Below are 16,479 nucleotides of genomic sequence, written 5' to 3'. Positions count from 1 at the left end.
GAAAAGCGAAGCATACGTCGCATTTTTCAAATGCAGGGCGCGTGCCAGTTTTGATTTAGATCAATTTTTCGAGAGCGGCGCCGCGCGCCGGAGGGGATGGACGTGACGAGATCGCGTGAAAAATCAAAGGGCTCCACGGTGGAGCCCGAGGCTGGGATGCATGAGGATTGGCCGCTTGCCGACCGCCCCGGCTTCCTCGCGCGCCGGGTGCATCAGATCCATGTCAGCCTGTTTTCTGAGCTGTGTGCCCCGTTCGGGGTGACGCCGGTGCAATACAGCCTGCTGTCGGCGCTCGCGGACCGGACCGAGGCGGACCAGACCACCCTGTCGCGCATCGTCGCGCTGGATCGCACCACCACCACTGGAGCGTTGAAGCGCCTTGAGGCGCGGGGCCTCGTGCGGCGCGGCACGTCGGCCACTGACCGCCGCTCGCAAAGCTGCTCGCTCACCGAGGAGGGACGCCGCATGCTGGAGGAGATGGAGGCCGGCGCCCGCCGCGCCCATGCGGTGACGGTGGAGATGCTGGCGCCCGAGGAGCGTCGGCAATTCATTGAAGCCATGAAGAAAATCGTCGCGGCCCACGGCGGGCGGCAGGCCTCGTCCGATCTGCTCTGATTTCGGTCGTTGGCGCCTAAGAAATGGGCGACTGGAAAATCGGCAGCGCCTACAGCACCGGGCCGAGCATGGCGATGGTGTTGTTCCACAGGCGGCGGGGCGCGCTGAAGGCGTCCGCATCGTCCTGCGTCACCGGCGTCGCGGCATCCAGGAACACCTGCTGGCGCGCCCGCAGGGTCCGGGTGAAGGTGGGGTCGTAGAGGAGGATGTTGTTTTCCGCATTCAGCTCGAAGCTGCGGCGGTCGATGTTGGCCGAGCCGATCAGGGTCACTTCGCCGTCGAGGGTCAGCGTCTTGGCGTGGAGCAGGCCGCCGACGTATTCCCGGATCTCGACGCCTGCCTCCAGCAGCTCGTGGTAATAGCTGCGGCTGGCGGCGGCGACGATCCAGCTGTCGTTGCGCTTCGGAAACACGATGGTGGTCGCCACCCCGCGCCGGGCGGCGGAGCATAGCGCCGCCTGAAGCGGCTCGTCCGGCACGTAATAGGGCGTGGTGATGACGAGTTCGCGCCGCGCCGCATTCATCAGCGCCACGAACATCTCCGGCATGGCCGAGTAGCGGACGCCCGCCCCGGACCCGATCACCTGCGCGATGAAGCCGGGCTGCTGCGGCGGCAGGGGCTCGGCGAAGAGGGGGGCGAGGTCTTCCTTCACCTGCGCCATCCAGTTGCTGGCGAACAGGTGCTGGTTCTGCCGCACCACCGGCCCCTCGAAGCGCGCCATGACGTCCACCCAGGGGGCGAACTTCGCCTTCACCGCGAAAGCGGCATCAGCACAGTTCTGGCTGCCGCAATAGGTGATGGCGTTGTCGATGACCACGATCTTGCGGTGATTGCGCAGGTCGATGCGGCCCTTGAACGGGCGCAAGAGCGGGTTGCCGATGGGCAGGGCCGTGGCGAGCCGCACGCCTGCCGCCGCCATATCCCGCCAAAAGGGGGAGCGGATGAGGGCGCGGGAGCCGAGATCATCCGCCATTGCCCGGCAGGTGACGCCCCGCGCCGCTGCGCGCTTCAGCGCCTCCATCACGGAGCGTCCGCTCGCATCGTCGAGCCAGATGTAGAACAGCACGTGGACGCTCTGCTGCGCGGCGTCGATGTCCTTGACCATGGACGCGATGGCAGAGGCGGAATCTGGTAGCAGCTCGGCGCGGTTTCCCGCCACCGGGAGGAAGTGGTTCACCGACTGGCCGACCCGGAACAGCGGCACATGGCGTTCGGGAAGTTCCGCCTCCGCCGAGGGGCCGGCGACACCCTCCGCAGGCGGCAGGGCGGCCACCGCCGCGCGCAGGCTTTCCACCGCCTTGCGCCCCAGATTGACCTCGCCGAACAGGACGTAGGCGAGCATGCCCACCACCGGCGCCAGCAGGATCACCAGCACCCACGCCATGCGTGAGGCGGGCTCGCGGTGGGGGCGCAGCAGCGCGCGGATGACGAAGATGATCTGCAGGCTGAGGTGGGCGGCGTAGAACACCCAGGCGAGGACGGCGGAGTCTTGCATGTCGGCGGCACGCCCGGTGAGAGGAGCGCTGCCGTTCTAGAGCATTTTCAAGCGAAGTGGATTCCGGTTCGCATGAAGAAAATGCGTATCGCAAGACGCCTGCATCTTCGCCGCCTGCGCGAACGCCGTCAGGCGTTGTAGAGCCCGCGCACCACATCGGCCGTGGCGAGCGGACGGTTGAGCAGCCGTGCGCCTTCTGCCGCGCGCCGCACCTGCGCGGCATTGTTCTCCGCCATCGTACCGTCCGGCGCGAAGAGATTGTTCTCGAAACCCACCCGCGCATGCCCGCCCAGGCCGGCAGCGATGGTGGCGCAGGCATTCTCCTTCGGCCCGAAGGCGCACATGGCCCACAGCCGCGGCGGCGTGCCGGCGGCGAGGAAGGGCACCAGATCGGCCGGCGTGGAGACCTGCCCGCTGGTGTAGCGGCCGAGGACGAAGAGCGGGAAGTCCTCCCCCTCGCCCAGCACGCCGCGCCCCTTCAGCGTGTGATAGCGTAACACCTCCTCCGGCGAATAGAGGATGATCTGAACCAGGATGCGCTCGCGCCGCAGCCAGGCGAAGAAGTCGGCGGCAGCGGCTTCGTGCGCTTCATCCGGGATGATCTCGCGCAAGGCGAGGGAGACTGCCTCCGGCCGCAGGGCGTGCACCACGGCGATCTGCTCCGCTGCCTTGTAGCGCCCCGCCGCTTCGGACGTCGCCTGCACCACCAGCCTGTCCCCCACCTCGCGCCGGATGGCGGCGGTGGCCTCGCGATAGGCGTCGGCATCCAGGAGATGGCGGCCCTCGCCGTCACGCACATGGATGTGGATGAGGGCGGCGCCCGCCTCGACGATCTCCGCCGCGTTGCGCGCCAGCTCGGCGGCGGTCATGGGCAAAGCCGGGTGGTCCGCCTTGGTGCGGGTGGCGCCGTTGGGGGCGTTGGCGATGACGAGGGGCGGCCAGAGGAGGGCCTCGGCGGGGGCGGTAGCGGTCATGAACGGTCCGGATGTGTCAGTCGGTGGTGGTGAGGCCCAGCCGCTTCATGCGGTCGTGGAGGGTCTTGCGGGGAATGTTGAGGGCCAGCGCGGCGGCGGAGACGCGGTTGCCGGAAGCTTTCAGCGCATCCTCGATGACGAGGCGCTCCACCCGGTCCAGCAATTCGTTGAGGCTCGGGGCGGCGGCCGCGCCGCCGGTGAAGTCGGGGGCGAGGAAGCCCAGCATGTGGCGCTCGGCGGCGTTCTTCAGCTCGCGCTCATTGCCCGGCCAGTCCGCCAGCATCAGGGCCCGCCGCAGCGAAGGGGGCACCTCCACCACCGGGCGCTGATACTTCACCGCCGCCTGCACCAGGAACAGCTCAAAGAGGAGTGGGATGTCCTCGCGCCGCTCGCGCAGGGGCGGGAGGACGAGCTTTACCACGTCGAGGCGGAAGAACAGGTCTTTCCGGAAGCCGCCGGCATCGGCCAGCGCGCCGAGGTCTTCCTTGGTGGCGGCGATGACGCGCAGGTCCACCGGCACCGGCGTGTTGGAGCCGAGGCGCTCGATGCGCCGGTCCTGCAGCACCCGCAGCAGCTTCACCTGCATGGCAAGCGGCATGCTCTCCACCTCGTCGAGGAAGAGGGTGCCGCCGGAGGCGTGCTCGATCTTGCCGATGCGCCGCTTGCCGGCCCCGGTGAAGGCGCCGGCCTCGTGGCCGAACATCTCGCTCTCGAACATGCTTTCGGGGATGGCGCCGCAATTGACCGCAACGAACGGCTTGTCGCGCCGGGCACCGCCCTCGTGCAGGGCACGGGCGACCTGTTCCTTGCCCGCGCCGGTCTCTCCCAGCACCAGCACGTCGGCGCTGGTGGAGGCCAGCTGGGCGATGTCGTCCCGCAGCCGCCGCATGGCCGCCGACTGGCCGACGAGATGCCGCTCGATGGCATCGCCCCGGTCGAGTGCCGTGCGCAGGCGCCGGTTTTCCAGCACGAGGGCACGCTTCTCCAGCGCGCGCTTCACCACCTCCACGAAAGCGTCGCTCACGAACGGCTTCTCGATGAAATCGTAGGCGCCCTCGCGCATGGCGCTGACCGCCATGGCCACATCCCCATGGCCGGTAATGAGCACCACCGGCAGCTCCGGATCGCGGCGGCGGATATCCGCCAGCAGCTCCAGCCCGTCGCGGGCGGGCAGGCGTACGTCAGTGACGACGATGCCGGGATAGTCCCGGCCGATGGCGGGCAAGGCGGCCTCCGCGCTGGCGAAGGCGGTCACGTCGATGCCGGCGAGATCCAAGGTCTGCTCGATGGAGAGGCGGATCATCTCCTCGTCGTCCACCAGCAGCACCCGGGGGCGGTTGGCGTGGCGGGGCGCTTCGGCCTCGGCGGAGAAGGCGCGTTCAGGAAACATGGCGCAGCGGCTCCGCGGGAAGGGTCAGGTGCTCTTCGGCTTTGGCCGCGTCCATGACGAGATCGAACGCCGTGCCGCCTTCCATCCGACTGCGGGCGACGAGGGTGGCGCCGAAATCGCGGGCGATGGCGAGCGAGATGGGCAGGCCGAGCCCCAGCCCCTCGCCCGCCGGCTTGGTGGTGAAGAAGGGATCGAAGATGCGCGCCGCCGCGCCCTCCGCGAGGCCCGGCCCGTTGTCCTCCACGGTCAGCACGACGCGGCTGCCGTCGCGATGGGAAGCGATGCGGACCATTGCCTCCGGCCGCCCCTTCACCGCGTCGAGGGCGTTGCCCACGAGGTTCACCAGCACCTGGCTGAGGCGGATGGGCTCGAACATCACCTGCGTCGCATCGGGAGCGAGATCACTGACGACGCGTGCGCCCGATGCCCTCAGGCGCGGGGCGAGGATGGCGAGGCTTTCCGCCAGCACCGCGGCGGCGTCCACCCGCCCCTTCTCGCTGGACGTGCGGCGGGCGAAGGCACGCAGTTGGCCGGTGATCTTGCCGAGGCGATCCACAAGCGCGGCGATGCGGGTGAGGTTCGCCTCCGCATCCTCCTCGCGCCCGTGCTGGAGCAGCTTGGTGGTGTTGTCCGCCAGCGCCCGGAGCGCGGTGAGCGGCTGGTTCAGTTCGTGGGTCACGCCGGCCGCCATCTGGCCGAGGGTCGCCATCTTGGCGGCCTGCACCAGCTCGTCCTGCGCCGCGCGCAGGTCGGTTTCGGCACGGCGCCGCTCCTCGATCTCGGCGGCAAGGCGGGTGTTGGCGGCGGAGAGGTCGGCGGTGCGTTCGGCGACCTTGCCTTCCAGTTCCCGATGGGCAGCCGCGAGTGCCGCTTGCGCGGCGAGGCTTTCGCGGGCGCGCCTGAGATGTTGGCGCCAGTAGAGGCCGACAAGGCCGAGAATGACCAGCGCCAGCGTCATGCCGATGCGCGCCGAACGCCCCGCCAGCACCACGGGTGCGGCATCGGTGAAAAGCAGCAGCCGCCAGTCGTAGGTCGGCAGGTCCTTCTCATCGCGGATGACGAGGCCGGCGGGGCTCAGGTCGGAGCCGGAGAGCACCTTCAGGCCGCCTTCGTCCTGTGCCTGCCCCATGCGCAGCAAGGGATAGGACTTGTGGCCATATTGGCGGGTCTTGGCGATCTCGGCGGCGGCGGTGGCGTCGATGGGCCGGAGGGAGCGGAACTTGAACTTCGGATCCGAGGCGAGGAAGACGATGCCGTGCCCGTCCGCCACCAGGACGGTGTCGGCGGCCTCGTGCCAGACGGCTTCCAGCGGGTCGAGATTGACCTTGGTCGCCACCACGCCGGCGACCTTGCCGTCCACCATCACCGGCGCGCTGATGAAATAGCCGGGGACGCCGGTGAGCGTGCCCACCGCATAGAAGCGGCCGGTCTGGCCTGCTATGGCCTCGGTATAATAGGGGCGGTAGCTGAAATCCGCGCCCACATAGGTTTGCGGCGTGTTCCAGTTGGACGCGGCGATGGTGATCCCGCCGGGCGCCAGCAGATAGAGCACGGTGCCGCCCGCGGCGCGATTCAGCGTTTCCAGGTAGGCGTTCACCTGCGCCAGCTGTTCGGTGTCATGCGGGGTGGCGAGGAGGCGCTTCACATTGTCGTCGAGGGCGGCGGCGGTGGGCAGGTAGCCGAAGCGCTCGATGACACCTTCGAGGCTCTGTGCATAGATTTCCGCCCGGTGGCGCGCATCCGAGGCGAGGCGCTCGCCCACCCGCGCCTCGGCCATCTCCCCGGCTTCGAGAACGGCGAACACCGCAGCCGCCGCCAGCACGGCGGACAGCACGGCACCGAGGGCCGTGATGCGGTTCGATCGCATGGAAAATTCCGCGTCCTCAAGGTGGTGCGGCCGGGCCCCGGATGGCCCGGCCATAAAGGCGGGATGCTGGTCCGCCCTCAGTCGGTGGTCAAGCCTTTGACCTCCACCTCCTCGAAGCGGTGCTGCTCGGCGGTGACGAGGGCGGACAATTCTCGCTTCAGCTCGTTGAAGGCGGTTGAAGCGGAATCCCGCGGGCGCGGCAGCTCCACCTTGATGTCCCGCTTGATGGTGCCCGGCCGGTAGGTGAGCACGACGATGCGGTCCGCCAGATAGATGGACTCCTCGATGGAGTGGGTGACGAAGACGATGGTCTTGCCTGTCGCCGACCAGATGCGGATGAGTTCATCCTGCAGCGAGCGGCGGGTGAGGGCGTCGAGCGCGCCGAACGGCTCGTCCATCAGCATCACCGGGCTGTCGAGGGCCAGCACGCGGGCGATGGCCACGCGCTGGCGCATGCCGCCGGAGAGGTCTTTCGGGAAGCGGTCGCGGAATTCCGCCAGCTTCAGCATGGCGAGCAGCTCGTTCACCTTGGGCTCGATCTGGGCGCGGCTCATGCCCTTGATCTCAAGGCCGAAAGCGATGTTCTGCGCCACCGTCATCCACGGGAACAGGGCGTATTCCTGAAACACCATGCCCCGATCCGGCCCGGGATCCTTCACCGCGCGGCCGTCCACCGTGATGGTGCCGGTGGTGGGGGCGGAAAAGCCGGCGATGGCGTTGAGCAGGGTGGACTTGCCGCAGCCCGAGGGGCCGAGCAGGCACACGAACTCGCCCTCATTGATGGTGAGGTCGATGTCCTTCAGGGCGACGATCTCGCCGCCTGGAATGACGAAGCGCTTGTCGACGCCCGAGACCACGATGTGCGGCCGTGCGGCGTCCGCGAGCGCGGCGGCGGAGGGGGCGGGGCTGGCCGCGAGGGGAGCTGCGATGGGCATGTCGGTCCTCACGATTCCAGGCCGCGATGCCAGCGGAGCAGATGATTGTTGAGACGGCTAACGGCGAGATCGATGGCGAGGCCGATGAGCCCGATGGTCAGCATTCCCGCGATGATTTTGTCCGACCAGAAGTATTCGCGCGCCTCCAGGATGCGGAAGCCGAGGCCGTTGTTGACCGCGATCATCTCCGCCACGATCACCACGATGAAGGCGGTGCCGATGCCGATGCGCGCGCCCGACAGGATGTAGGGCGTCGCCGCCGGCAGGATCACCCGCCGGAAGATGGTGAGGCGGCTCGCCCCGAGGCTGCGGGCGGCGCGGATGTAGATGCTGTCCACATGACGCACGCCGGCGATGGTGTTCATCAGCACCGGGAAGAAGGCGCCGATGGCGATGAGGAACACCGCCGGCGCGTTGCCGAGGCCGAACCACAGGATCGACAGCGGGATGTAGGCGATGGGCGGGATGGGCCGCAGCAGCTGCATCAGCGGATTGACATAGCGATAGATAGAATCGCTCGTACCCATGAACAGGCCGAGCGGCAGCGCGAGGCCGGCGCCCACGACGAAGCCCATGACCACCCGCGACAGGCTGGCGAGGGAATCGTGGATCAACTCGCCGGAGAAGATCCACGCGATCCAGCTTTCCGTTGCCGGATCATAGGCTTCCAGTGGAGCAAGATAGCTCCACCAGCGCGCCGCGACGGCGGCGGGGGAGGGCAGGACCATAGGGTTCACCCAGCCCGCGGAGCAGGCCACCTGCCAGAGGAGCAACACGGCGACGGGCACGAGAAGCCCCTCGCCGAGCGCCTTGAATCGAGAGATGTTCATGGGGCCGCCCTCACTTGACGCCGTTGGACGCCTTGGCGGCATTGAGCAGGTCGAGCTTCACCCAGTCCTCGGCCTTGGCGGGGGCGGACATCTTGCCGACGCCGTACTTGGCCATCACGTCCGTGGTCTTCTGGATGTGGTCGGCGCTCATGTCGAGGGAGTAGGGCGAATTGGCGAGGGCTTCCTGGAATTCCTCGCCGGTGAGCTGGCCCTTGAACACGTCCTGCGTCACGAACTTCTCGGCGGCCTTGGGGTCGTTCATGAAGGTCTTCTGCGCCTTCACGAAGCAGTCCATCAGCTTCTTCGCCGTCTCGGGGTGTTCCTTGTAGAACTTCTCGCTCATCACCAGGGTGCGGATGGGCGAGCCGATGGGCGTGTCGTAGGGCTTCAGCACTTCCACGCCGAAGCCACGGGCGATGGCCTGCGCCGACTGCGGCTCGGTCTGCATGATGGCGTCCACCTGCTTCTGCAGCAGCGCCTGGTTGAGGTCGGGGTAGCCGAGATAGACGATGGTGATGTCCTTGGCGGACATGCCGTTCTTGCCCAGTTCAGCGGCCAGCAGCACCTCCTGGATGGAGCCGCGGGTGACGCCCACGCGCTTGCCCTTCATGTCCGGAACCGACTTGATGCCGCTGTCGGGGGTCGCCAGAAGGCGCGCGCCGCCGCTGGCGAAGCCGCCGACGATATAGATGGGCGCGCCGTTGCCACGGCCGGAGATGGCGGCCTCGGAGGCGGTGGCGCCCACGTCCAGCTCGCCGGCGAGGATCGCCTGCATCACGTCCGGCCCCTTGGGGAAGAGCTTGAGGTCGATGTTGATGCCGCAGCTCGGCGCGATCTCCTTCATGTAGGAGACACCGGCGAAATGGGCGAGCTTGAGGTTGCCCACCCGCACCGTCTCCTGCGCCGAGACCGCCCCCGCCGCGACAGCGGACATCAGGACAGCGGACACAAGGGTGGCGGTGATGCGAAGTCGTTTCAGCACGGCGTTTCTCCCAGGGAGCCCGGCATTGGTGCCGGTTCGGATGATGCCCCTGCCTTTGCACCGCGCATGCCACCCCTGCGGAATGCGCGGGGCTGGCATTACTCATTGAAATGAAACAAGGTTTTCCACGCTCGTCCGCATGGGGGTGGCGGAAATCCGCCACCTGGGGTGCGGGCGCGGCGGAAGTTCGCCGCGCGACGCTGGCCCCGTCGCGTGGCGCGAGAGCCTTCCGGTGCCCCGAAACCGCCTCAAATTCTCCCCGCCCTGACCGCTCGCCTGTAAGCGAGGCGTAAGCTCAGCCTTGCAACGTCCGTGACAGAGCATTCAACGCACAAGCGGACGGACAAGCGGACATGGGATCTGCACATATTGTTGAACCCGGCGACGCCGAGCGCGCCGAGGTCGAAGCTTTCATCCGATCGGTCTATGCCCGCGAGTACGGCGCTCACGTCGGCGCGTTTGCCGAGCGCCTCTTGTGCCGACGGAACGCAGCGGGCGATATCCTGTGTGCCGCCGGCCTGCGCCTCGCCGAAGACGGCTTCTTCTCCGAGCTTTATCTGGACGGGCCGGTGGAAGCCGCACTCTCCCACGCCACCGGCCGCAAGCCGCGGCGCTCGGACGTCTATGAGGTGACGACGCTGGCCAGCGGCGCACCGCACGACCTCGTGCCGTTCATCGCCGATATCGTGGCCTTCGGTGGCGCCAACGGCCTGTCCTGGTGCTTCTTTACCCTCACGCGCCGCCTGAGCCTTCTGGTGCGGCGGCGCGGCCTGTCGCCGATCTATCTCGGCGATGCCGATCCCGCCCGCGTCGCCCATCCCGAGGTCTGGGGGCGCTATTACGAGACCGAGCCGAAGGTCTTCGGCGTGTGCGGCGTGGACATGCTCGCCGCCTATCGCCGGGCGCAGACGGCTTCCGTCTGCATTCCGTCAGACGCCGGCCGGGTGCTGCACCATGCAGACATTCTTTGAGGCCGTGGCGGGCCACGCCCGCCGGGCACCGGACCGCGTCGCCTTCACCGATCCGGATGGCGCCATCACCCGCGCCGGGTTGCTGGCCGATGCGGCGCGCCTCGTCGCCGGGCTTCCGACTGCCGCGCGGGTGGTCGGGCTGCTCCTGCCGAACGGGCGGGCCTATGCCGTGGCTCAGCTTGCATTGGTGGCTTCGGGGCGCATCGCCGTTCCGCTGCCCGGCTTCTTCAGCCCGGCCCAGATCGCCCATGTGGTGCGCGATGCGGGCATCGAGCTGATCCTCGTCGCGCCGGGCGGGGAGGGGGCCGTGCCTGAAGGTGTCGCCCGCCAGGCGGTCACCGTGACCGGCGCGCCCGGCGCCACGCCGGCCTTCCGCGCGGGCTATGGCACGCTCATCTACACCTCCGGCAGCACCGGCCAGCCCAAGGGCGTGCGGCACGAGAGCGGGCAGGTGGGGTGGTCCGCCGCCGCGCTGGCGGAAGCCATCGGCGCGCGGGAGGACGATACCTATCTCTCCGTGCTTCCGCTTTCCCTGTTGCTGGAGAGCATCTGCGCTCTGTTTATCCCGGCCCTCGTGGGTGGCCGCGTGCATTTCGACACCGCGGTCTCGGAGCGGATCGGCCGCGGCGCGGTCACCGGCATCGCCGAGGCCTTCGCCCGCCATCGGCCGACCACCGGCGTGCTGGTGCCGGAACTGCTCCGCCTCTGGGTGGTGGAGCTTGCCGCCGCGCGGGCCCGCGCCCCGGACAGCCTGCGCTTCGTCGCCGTCGGCGGCGCCGCCGTGCCGCCCCAGGTGGCGGAGGCCGCGTGGAACCTCGGCATTCCCGTGCACGAAGGCTACGGCCTGTCCGAATGCTGCTCGGTGGTGGCGGTGAACCGGCCGGGCCGGCGCGTGGCCGGCACCGTGGGCGAGCCGCTGCCGGGCCTGACCCTCACCGTCGTCGATGGGGAGCTGCACGTGGACGGGCCGTGCGTCACGGACGGCTATCTGCGCGGTGCGCCCGCCCTCCGGCCATGGCCGACGGGCGATCTGGTGGCGCTGGACGCGGACGGCCGGCTCACGGTCTCCGGCCGCAAGGACAATCTCATCGTCACGCCGCTGGGGCGCAACGTCAGTCCCGAATGGGTGGAGACGGCGCTCCTGTCCGATCCCTACATCGCCGCCTGCGCCGTCGCGGCGGACCCGGACGGCCTCGCAGCCCTCGTGGTGCCGGTTCCTCCCGCCGCCGAATGGTTCGCCCATGCGGGCCGCGCGGCGGTGGAGGCGCGCATCGCCGCCGCCTGCTCCGGGCTGCCGCCCTATGCGCGGCCGGCCCGTGTGCGCGTCATCGAGATGGTCCCCGCCAAGGCCGCCGGCCTGTTCACTGACAACGGCCGCATCCGCCGTCGCGTGGCGCGCGATCTGCTCGCCGCCGATGTCGCCGCGGCCCTCTGACACTCCCTTCCCGGCCATCATCAGAAAGGCATCGGCCATGAGCTTCCATGAACGCCTGACCCGCGAGACCGCGGCGGCGCGCGAGAGCTTCCTCGCCATTCCCCTCGTCGCCAACGCGCCCCGCACGGGCGGCACGCGCGAACTCTATCTGGCCTTCCTGACCGAGGCCTACCACCACGTGAAGCACACCTTCCCGCTGCTGGCGCTGGCGGCCTCCCGCGCCACGGACGAGCGCTATCAGGCAGCCCTCCTCGAATACATGGAGGAGGAGCGCGGGCACGAGAAATGGATCCTCGACGACATCCGCGCCATGGGCGGCGATGCCGAGGCGGTGCGCACCGGCCAGCCGGGGCAGGCCTGCCGCGTGATGGTGGGCTTCACCTATTATGCCATCGAGCATGTGAGCCCCTATGCCATGCTCGGCAGCGTGCACGTGCTGGAGGGCATGTCGGTGCTGCTCGCCGACCAACTCGCGGCGACGCTGGCCAAGACGTTCGGGAGCGCGGGCGGCGCCGGCTTCTCCTACCTCACCTCCCACGGCAGCCTCGATCAGGCGCACGTGGCCTTCTTCCGCGCGCTGGTGGACGGCATCGAGGACACGGCCGTTCAGGACATCATCATCGACCATTCCAGGATGTTCTATCGCCTCTACGGCGACATCTTCCGGGATCTCGGCGCCCGCGCGGAGCTGAGCCATGCGGCGTGAGGACATGTCGGGCCAGGGCGCGCCCCGCACGGGATTGCCGCGCGAGGTGAAGTGCGTGCTCGTCACCGGCGGCGGCTCCGGCATCGGCCGGGCGCTGGCGCTGGAGGCTGGCCGGCGCGGCATGTTCGTGGCGGTGTGCGGCCGTCGCGCGGCGGCGCTGGAGGAGACGGCGGCAGCGCTGCCGCCCTCCGCCCGCCCCATCGTCATCCCGGCCGATCTCACCCGCGCGGAGGACCGCGCCCGCATCGCCGCCGGATTGAAGCAGGCCTGGGGCCGGCTCGACCTCCTGTTCAACAATGCCGGCCGCGTGGATGGCGGCGATATGGAGGAGATGGCCGACGCGGTGCTGGAAAACCTGTTCCGCACCAACGTCATCGCCCCCATGGCGCTGACGCGGGACCTCGCCCCGCTGCTGGCCGCGGCCCGGCCGTCGCGGGTGGTGAACGTGGGCTCGGTGTTTGGCGACATCGCCTATCCCGGCTTTGCCGCCTATTCCGCCTCCAAGTTCGCCCTGCGCGGCTATTCCAGTGCGCTGCGGCGGGAATGGAAGGGGCGCGGCATTGCCGTCACCTACGCGGCGCCGCGGGCGACGCAGACCGATGCGGCGGCGGCCTTCAGTGACCTTATCGCCAGAACCGGTATGCGCCTCGATACGCCGGAGAAGGTCGCCGCCCACATCTGGCGGGCGGTGGATGCGGGCCGCGATGCCGTCTATCCCGCCGGACCCGAGCGCCTGTTCGTGCTGCTCCAGCGCCTGTTCCCGAAGCTGATCGACCGGTCCCTCGCGCGCTCCGGCACCTGAGCCGACGGATCACATCCACGCATTGCACACCAAGGACATCACCATGCGCGCAACCCTCTTCCTCGGCGCTCTCCTCTCCGCCACTTTCGCCGTTTCCGCCCATGCGGCCCCCGCCGCTTCCACCCCCGCCGACGACCCCGTGCTCGGGCAGGTGAAGCAGATCCAGACCCGATGGGAGACCATCAAGTTCACCGTGCCCGAAGGCGCCAAGCAGACCGACGAGATGACCGCCCTCGGCGCCGATGCCGACAGCCTCGCCGCCAAATATCCCGACCGGGTGGAAGTGCTGATCTGGGACGGCATCGTCACCAGCGAGCGCGCCTCCCTGGTCAATCCCATCTCGGCGCTGTCGCTCGCCTCCCGCGCCCGCGACACGCTGGAGAAGGCCTACAAGATGAACCCGACCGTGCTCGATGCCGGCGCGCCCACCAGCCTCGGCGTGCTCTACTACCGGGTGCCGGGGTTTCCCGTAGCGTTCGGCGACAAGGCGAAGGCGCGGGCGCTGCTGGAGCAGGCCACCAGGAGCGCGCCGGACGGGCTCGACGCCTGGTATTTCTACGGCGATTTCCTGATGACCCAGGGCGAGTATGGGAAGGCCCGCGAGGCCTTCATCCACGCGCTCGCCATTCCCGTGCGCGCGGACCGGAAGGTGTGGGACGAGAACCGCCGGCTGGTCATCACCGAGAAGCTCGAACAGATCAAGGCGAAGCACTGATGGCGAACATCGCCTCCGCGGGCGTCGCCCCCCTGTGGCACTGGCTCGGCCACCAGCTCGCCCACCCCGAGGGGGGAGGGGGCGTGCTGGTGGGGCGAGCGATGTCGCTCGCCAATCGCGCGCCTTACCGGCTGGCCATCGGGGCCCTTCGCCCCGCGCAGCGGGACCGTGTGCTGGAAATCGGCTTCGGGCCCGGTGCCGGCATCGCGGCCTTGGCGGAGTGCGTGCCGGGTGGCCATGTGGCCGGCATCGAGGGCTCGCCAGCCATGCTCCGGCTGGCGGCGTCTCGCAATCGCGGCGCCGTCGCGGGCGGTCAGGTGGAGTTGAGGGAGGGGGACTTCCGCGCTCTGCCGTGGGCCGGTGCGAGCTTCGACGGGGTGCTCGCCGTCAATGTCGCCTATTTCTTCGATGCGGGGGGCGCCGCGGCGTCCGAGATCCGGCGGGTGCTGAAGCCCGGCGGGCGCGCGGTGCTCTACGTGACGGACCGATCGACCATGGCGCGCTGGCCGTTCGCCGGCGCGGATACCCACCGGACCTATGACGCGGCCGGGCTGCGGCGCCTCCTCGTCGAAGGCGGATTCCGCGATGCGGATATCCGCGTCGTCGCCCACCGGTTGCCGTTCGGGGTCGAGGGGCTGGTCGCCGTCGCACGGGCTGCGTGAGCGGTCAGGCCGCCGGCAGCCAGCCGGCATCGGGAAAGCGCATGATGGCGCGGCCGCCCGGGCCGGGATCGTTGGACAAGGTGAGGTCGCCACCGTGCGCCATCATGGTGCGCTCCACGATGGAGAGGCCAAGGCCCACCCCCTCCCGGCGCTCGCTGCGCACCCGCCCGCTGCGGCGGGTCTCGCGGTCGAGCACCTGCGAGGGAAATCCCGGTCCCTGGTCACGCACGACGATGGCCGGTTCGCCGGTGATCTCCACCGAGATCAACCCCTTGTCGGGCGTGTGCTCCAGGGCGTTCTCGACCAGATTGCGCACAGCGCGGAACACGTCGTCCCGTCCGCCGGCCACGAGGACCGGGACGTCCGGCGAGATGACCTCGATCATCCGGCCCCGGCCAACGATGCGCGGGGCGAGGAAGGCGCAGGCTTCGCGCGCCACCTCCCTGAGGTCTACTATCTTGCCTGTCTCGAGATTGAAGCGGCCGACCCGCGCGCGGTCGAGCAACTGCTCCACCAGACGCTCCATGGCGCCGAGGTCGTGTTCGAGGATGCGGGCGTGCGGGTCCTTCATGGTCGCAAGCTCGGCCTTCATCACGGCAAGCGGCGTGCGCAGCTCGTGCGCCATGTCGGCGACGAACTCCTCCTGCAGGCGATGGGCCTCCCGCAGCCGCTCAAAGGCCGCGTTCACCGTGCGCACCAGTGCCAGAAGATCGTCCGGCAGCCCCTTCTCGGTGAGCGTCGCCGGGCCGCCGGGCTGGATGGCGCGCGCCTCCTCCACCGTCTGCGAGAGGGGGGCGAGGGCGATGCGCACGACGATGACGTTGACCGCGAGAATGGCGAGCAGGAAGGGCAGCCAGATCCAGGCGATGTCCTTCATGAATTCGTGCAGCACCGACTCGAAGATGATGTGCCCCTTGGGGAACATCAGCTGCACATAGACCGGGACGGGCACTTCCGGGATGCGGGTCGAGAGGCCGTAATATTCCCCTTCCTCCGCCTGCCGGGGGATCCAGAAATAGAGCGGGCGAACCGTGCGGAACGAGGTGAAGCGCTCCGTCACGCCGGGGGAGGCGGCGACGATGTCGCCCTTTTCATCCAGCACGACGTAGCGGCCGGATTCGTCCGCGATGCGTTTGCGGGTGGTGGCATCGACATTGGCGGTCAGCTTGCCGTCGACGACATGGATGTCGTCGGCAATGTCGCCGATGAAGGCTTGCAGCGTGCCCTCGAAGAACAGCGAATGGGTGTTGTGGAAGCGCGTGTAGAGATAGAACGCGCCGACAGCGACGGCAACGAGGCTCACCCCCACGAGGCCCAGCACCAGCCGGCCGAACACGTCGCGGGGCAGGATTTTCACGGTTCTTGCCTCATGCCCGCGGCTCCGCCAGCAGATAGCCGATGCCGCGCAGGGTCACAATTTCCCGGTTGGCGCCAGCGCCGGAGAGCTTCTTGCGCAGCCGGTGGACCAGCACCTCGATGGCGTTGACACTGACTTCCTCGTCATAGCCGTAGAGCGCTTCCTCTAGCGCGGACTTCTGCACCACCCGACCGGAGGAGCGCATCAGCATCTCCAGCGCGCCCACCTCGCGGCGGCTGAAGTCGATGGCCGTGCCATCCACCACGGCGCGCCGCTCGGAGGGATCGAGGGCGATGTTGCCTTCCGCAAGGACCGTCTGGAAGGCGGTGCCCGGACGGCGCAGCAGGGCGCGGATGCGGGCGATCAGCTCGTCCACGTCGAACGGCTTGCGCAGATAGTCGTCGGCGCCCCGGTTGAGGCCCTGCACCACGGAGGCCTTGTCGTCGCGCGCCGTCAGCAGCAGTACCGGTGTCGAGGAGCCGCGCCGGCGCAGCGCTTCCAGCAGGTCCATGCCGTCGCCGTCGGGCAGGCCGAGGTCGAGCACGATGCAGTCATAGGCGGTGGTCTCGGCGGCCGCACGGGCATCGGCGAGGGTCTCGAAGGCGTCGGTGGCGAAGCCGGCGGCGCGCAGGGCTCCGGCGGTCAGCGCCCGCAGGCGGGAATTGTCTTCGAGAATGAGAACGCGCATCGACCGTCCGGGGAAGTGGCGCGCCAGAGGGCGCACGGCACCACCATGCGCTGCA

At 69.1% G+C, this 16,479-nt stretch carries 16 protein-coding genes; 7 read left to right on the top strand and 9 right to left on the bottom strand.

The window, feature by feature from the left end; all coding sequences use genetic code 11:
• Positions 1–96 precede the first annotated feature (96 nt).
• Positions 97–615, top strand: coding sequence for a MarR family transcriptional regulator (locus ACE3QW_RS20355; protein WP_024278137.1), 519 nt, complete (start codon positions 97–99; stop codon positions 613–615).
• A 49-nt stretch (positions 616–664) separates the two neighbouring features.
• Here the strand turns inward: ACE3QW_RS20355 and cls are convergent, their stop codons facing one another.
• The 7 genes from cls to ACE3QW_RS20320 all read right to left on the bottom strand — a co-directional run bounded on the left by cls (position 665) and on the right by ACE3QW_RS20320 (position 9,088).
• The gene (cls, locus tag ACE3QW_RS20350) at positions 665–2,110 is read right to left on the bottom strand and encodes a cardiolipin synthase (protein ID WP_374253607.1); all 1,446 of its coding nucleotides are present in this window, start codon (positions 2,108–2,110) and stop codon (positions 665–667) included.
• Between the two features lie 128 nt (positions 2,111–2,238).
• The gene (locus tag ACE3QW_RS20345) at positions 2,239–3,084 is read right to left on the bottom strand and encodes a 3-keto-5-aminohexanoate cleavage protein (protein ID WP_374253606.1); all 846 of its coding nucleotides are present in this window, start codon (positions 3,082–3,084) and stop codon (positions 2,239–2,241) included.
• 16 nt (positions 3,085–3,100) lie between these two features.
• Positions 3,101–4,474 (bottom strand): sigma-54-dependent transcriptional regulator, encoded by a 1,374-nt coding sequence (locus ACE3QW_RS20340; protein ID WP_374253604.1) that lies wholly within the window; start codon positions 4,472–4,474, stop codon positions 3,101–3,103.
• Positions 4,464–6,341 (bottom strand): ATP-binding protein, encoded by a 1,878-nt coding sequence (locus tag ACE3QW_RS20335; protein ID WP_374253602.1) that lies wholly within the window; start codon positions 6,339–6,341, stop codon positions 4,464–4,466. The genes ACE3QW_RS20340 and ACE3QW_RS20335 overlap by 11 nt, the downstream gene beginning before the upstream one ends.
• 77 nt (positions 6,342–6,418) lie before the next feature.
• Positions 6,419–7,276: an ABC transporter ATP-binding protein gene (locus ACE3QW_RS20330; protein WP_250166275.1), complete on the bottom strand. Its 858-nt coding sequence runs from the start codon at positions 7,274–7,276 to the stop codon at positions 6,419–6,421.
• A gap of 8 nt (positions 7,277–7,284) precedes the next feature.
• Positions 7,285–8,106 (bottom strand): ABC transporter permease, encoded by an 822-nt coding sequence (locus tag ACE3QW_RS20325; protein WP_374253599.1) that lies wholly within the window; start codon positions 8,104–8,106, stop codon positions 7,285–7,287.
• Between the two features lie 10 nt (positions 8,107–8,116).
• Positions 8,117–9,088, bottom strand: a complete 972-nt coding sequence (locus ACE3QW_RS20320; protein ID WP_250166276.1) for an ABC transporter substrate-binding protein — start codon at positions 9,086–9,088, stop codon at positions 8,117–8,119.
• 353 nt (positions 9,089–9,441) lie between these two features.
• Between ACE3QW_RS20320 and ACE3QW_RS20315 the strand changes: the two genes are divergently transcribed.
• From ACE3QW_RS20315 to ACE3QW_RS20290, 6 genes are read left to right on the top strand one after another with little or no spacing between them, the layout of a single operon-like run.
• Positions 9,442–10,059, top strand: coding sequence for a thermostable hemolysin (locus ACE3QW_RS20315; protein WP_374253597.1), 618 nt, complete (start codon positions 9,442–9,444; stop codon positions 10,057–10,059).
• Positions 10,043–11,494 (top strand): class I adenylate-forming enzyme family protein, encoded by a 1,452-nt coding sequence (locus ACE3QW_RS20310; RefSeq protein WP_374253595.1) that lies wholly within the window; start codon positions 10,043–10,045, stop codon positions 11,492–11,494. The genes ACE3QW_RS20315 and ACE3QW_RS20310 overlap by 17 nt, the downstream gene beginning before the upstream one ends.
• Before the next feature lie 37 nt (positions 11,495–11,531).
• Positions 11,532–12,200, top strand: a complete 669-nt coding sequence (locus tag ACE3QW_RS20305; protein ID WP_374253593.1) for a TenA family transcriptional regulator — start codon at positions 11,532–11,534, stop codon at positions 12,198–12,200.
• Positions 12,190–13,002, top strand: a complete 813-nt coding sequence (locus ACE3QW_RS20300; protein ID WP_374253591.1) for an SDR family NAD(P)-dependent oxidoreductase — start codon at positions 12,190–12,192, stop codon at positions 13,000–13,002. Before ACE3QW_RS20305 ends, ACE3QW_RS20300 begins: the two co-directional genes overlap by 11 nt.
• A gap of 43 nt (positions 13,003–13,045) precedes the next feature.
• A complete protein-coding gene (locus tag ACE3QW_RS20295; RefSeq protein WP_374253589.1) occupies positions 13,046–13,717 on the top strand; it encodes a tetratricopeptide repeat protein in 672 nt (223 codons plus the stop codon).
• Positions 13,717–14,379 (top strand): class I SAM-dependent methyltransferase, encoded by a 663-nt coding sequence (locus tag ACE3QW_RS20290; protein WP_374253587.1) that lies wholly within the window; start codon positions 13,717–13,719, stop codon positions 14,377–14,379. The genes ACE3QW_RS20295 and ACE3QW_RS20290 overlap by 1 nt, the downstream gene beginning before the upstream one ends.
• A gap of 4 nt (positions 14,380–14,383) precedes the next feature.
• Here ACE3QW_RS20290 and ACE3QW_RS20285 read toward each other — a convergent pair whose 3' ends face one another.
• Both ACE3QW_RS20285 and ACE3QW_RS20280 read right to left on the bottom strand, forming a co-directional pair.
• On the bottom strand, positions 14,384–15,736 hold the full coding sequence (locus tag ACE3QW_RS20285; RefSeq protein WP_374253585.1) for a sensor histidine kinase: 1,353 nt from the start codon (positions 15,734–15,736) through the stop codon (positions 14,384–14,386).
• A gap of 10 nt (positions 15,737–15,746) precedes the next feature.
• Entirely contained in the window at positions 15,747–16,424 is a 678-nt protein-coding gene (locus ACE3QW_RS20280; protein ID WP_024278151.1) for a response regulator transcription factor, read from the bottom strand.
• Positions 16,425–16,479: the final 55 nt, after the last annotated feature.

This window comes from Xanthobacter sp., assembly GCF_041911315.1.
Classification (GTDB): Bacteria; Pseudomonadota; Alphaproteobacteria; order Rhizobiales; family Xanthobacteraceae; genus Xanthobacter; species Xanthobacter aminoxidans.
The sequence above is the reverse complement of the archived record's forward strand: the minus strand, read 5'-3'. Positions and strand labels throughout refer to the sequence as shown.

Coding starts and splice junctions, on each gene's coding strand:
- ACE3QW_RS20355 (WP_024278137.1), top strand. CDS start 97: ATGGACGTGACGAGATCGCGTGAAAAATCAAAGGGCTCCACGGTGGAG.
- cls (WP_374253607.1), bottom strand. CDS start 2,110: ATGCAAGACTCCGCCGTCCTCGCCTGGGTGTTCTACGCCGCCCACCTC.
- ACE3QW_RS20345 (WP_374253606.1), bottom strand. CDS start 3,084: ATGACCGCTACCGCCCCCGCCGAGGCCCTCCTCTGGCCGCCCCTCGTC.
- ACE3QW_RS20340 (WP_374253604.1), bottom strand. CDS start 4,474: ATGTTTCCTGAACGCGCCTTCTCCGCCGAGGCCGAAGCGCCCCGCCAC.
- ACE3QW_RS20335 (WP_374253602.1), bottom strand. CDS start 6,341: ATGCGATCGAACCGCATCACGGCCCTCGGTGCCGTGCTGTCCGCCGTG.
- ACE3QW_RS20330 (WP_250166275.1), bottom strand. CDS start 7,276: ATGCCCATCGCAGCTCCCCTCGCGGCCAGCCCCGCCCCCTCCGCCGCC.
- ACE3QW_RS20325 (WP_374253599.1), bottom strand. CDS start 8,106: ATGAACATCTCTCGATTCAAGGCGCTCGGCGAGGGGCTTCTCGTGCCC.
- ACE3QW_RS20315 (WP_374253597.1), top strand. CDS start 9,442: ATGGGATCTGCACATATTGTTGAACCCGGCGACGCCGAGCGCGCCGAG.
- ACE3QW_RS20310 (WP_374253595.1), top strand. CDS start 10,043: ATGCAGACATTCTTTGAGGCCGTGGCGGGCCACGCCCGCCGGGCACCG.
- ACE3QW_RS20305 (WP_374253593.1), top strand. CDS start 11,532: ATGAGCTTCCATGAACGCCTGACCCGCGAGACCGCGGCGGCGCGCGAG.
- ACE3QW_RS20300 (WP_374253591.1), top strand. CDS start 12,190: ATGCGGCGTGAGGACATGTCGGGCCAGGGCGCGCCCCGCACGGGATTG.
- ACE3QW_RS20295 (WP_374253589.1), top strand. CDS start 13,046: ATGCGCGCAACCCTCTTCCTCGGCGCTCTCCTCTCCGCCACTTTCGCC.
- ACE3QW_RS20290 (WP_374253587.1), top strand. CDS start 13,717: ATGGCGAACATCGCCTCCGCGGGCGTCGCCCCCCTGTGGCACTGGCTC.
- ACE3QW_RS20280 (WP_024278151.1), bottom strand. CDS start 16,424: ATGCGCGTTCTCATTCTCGAAGACAATTCCCGCCTGCGGGCGCTGACC.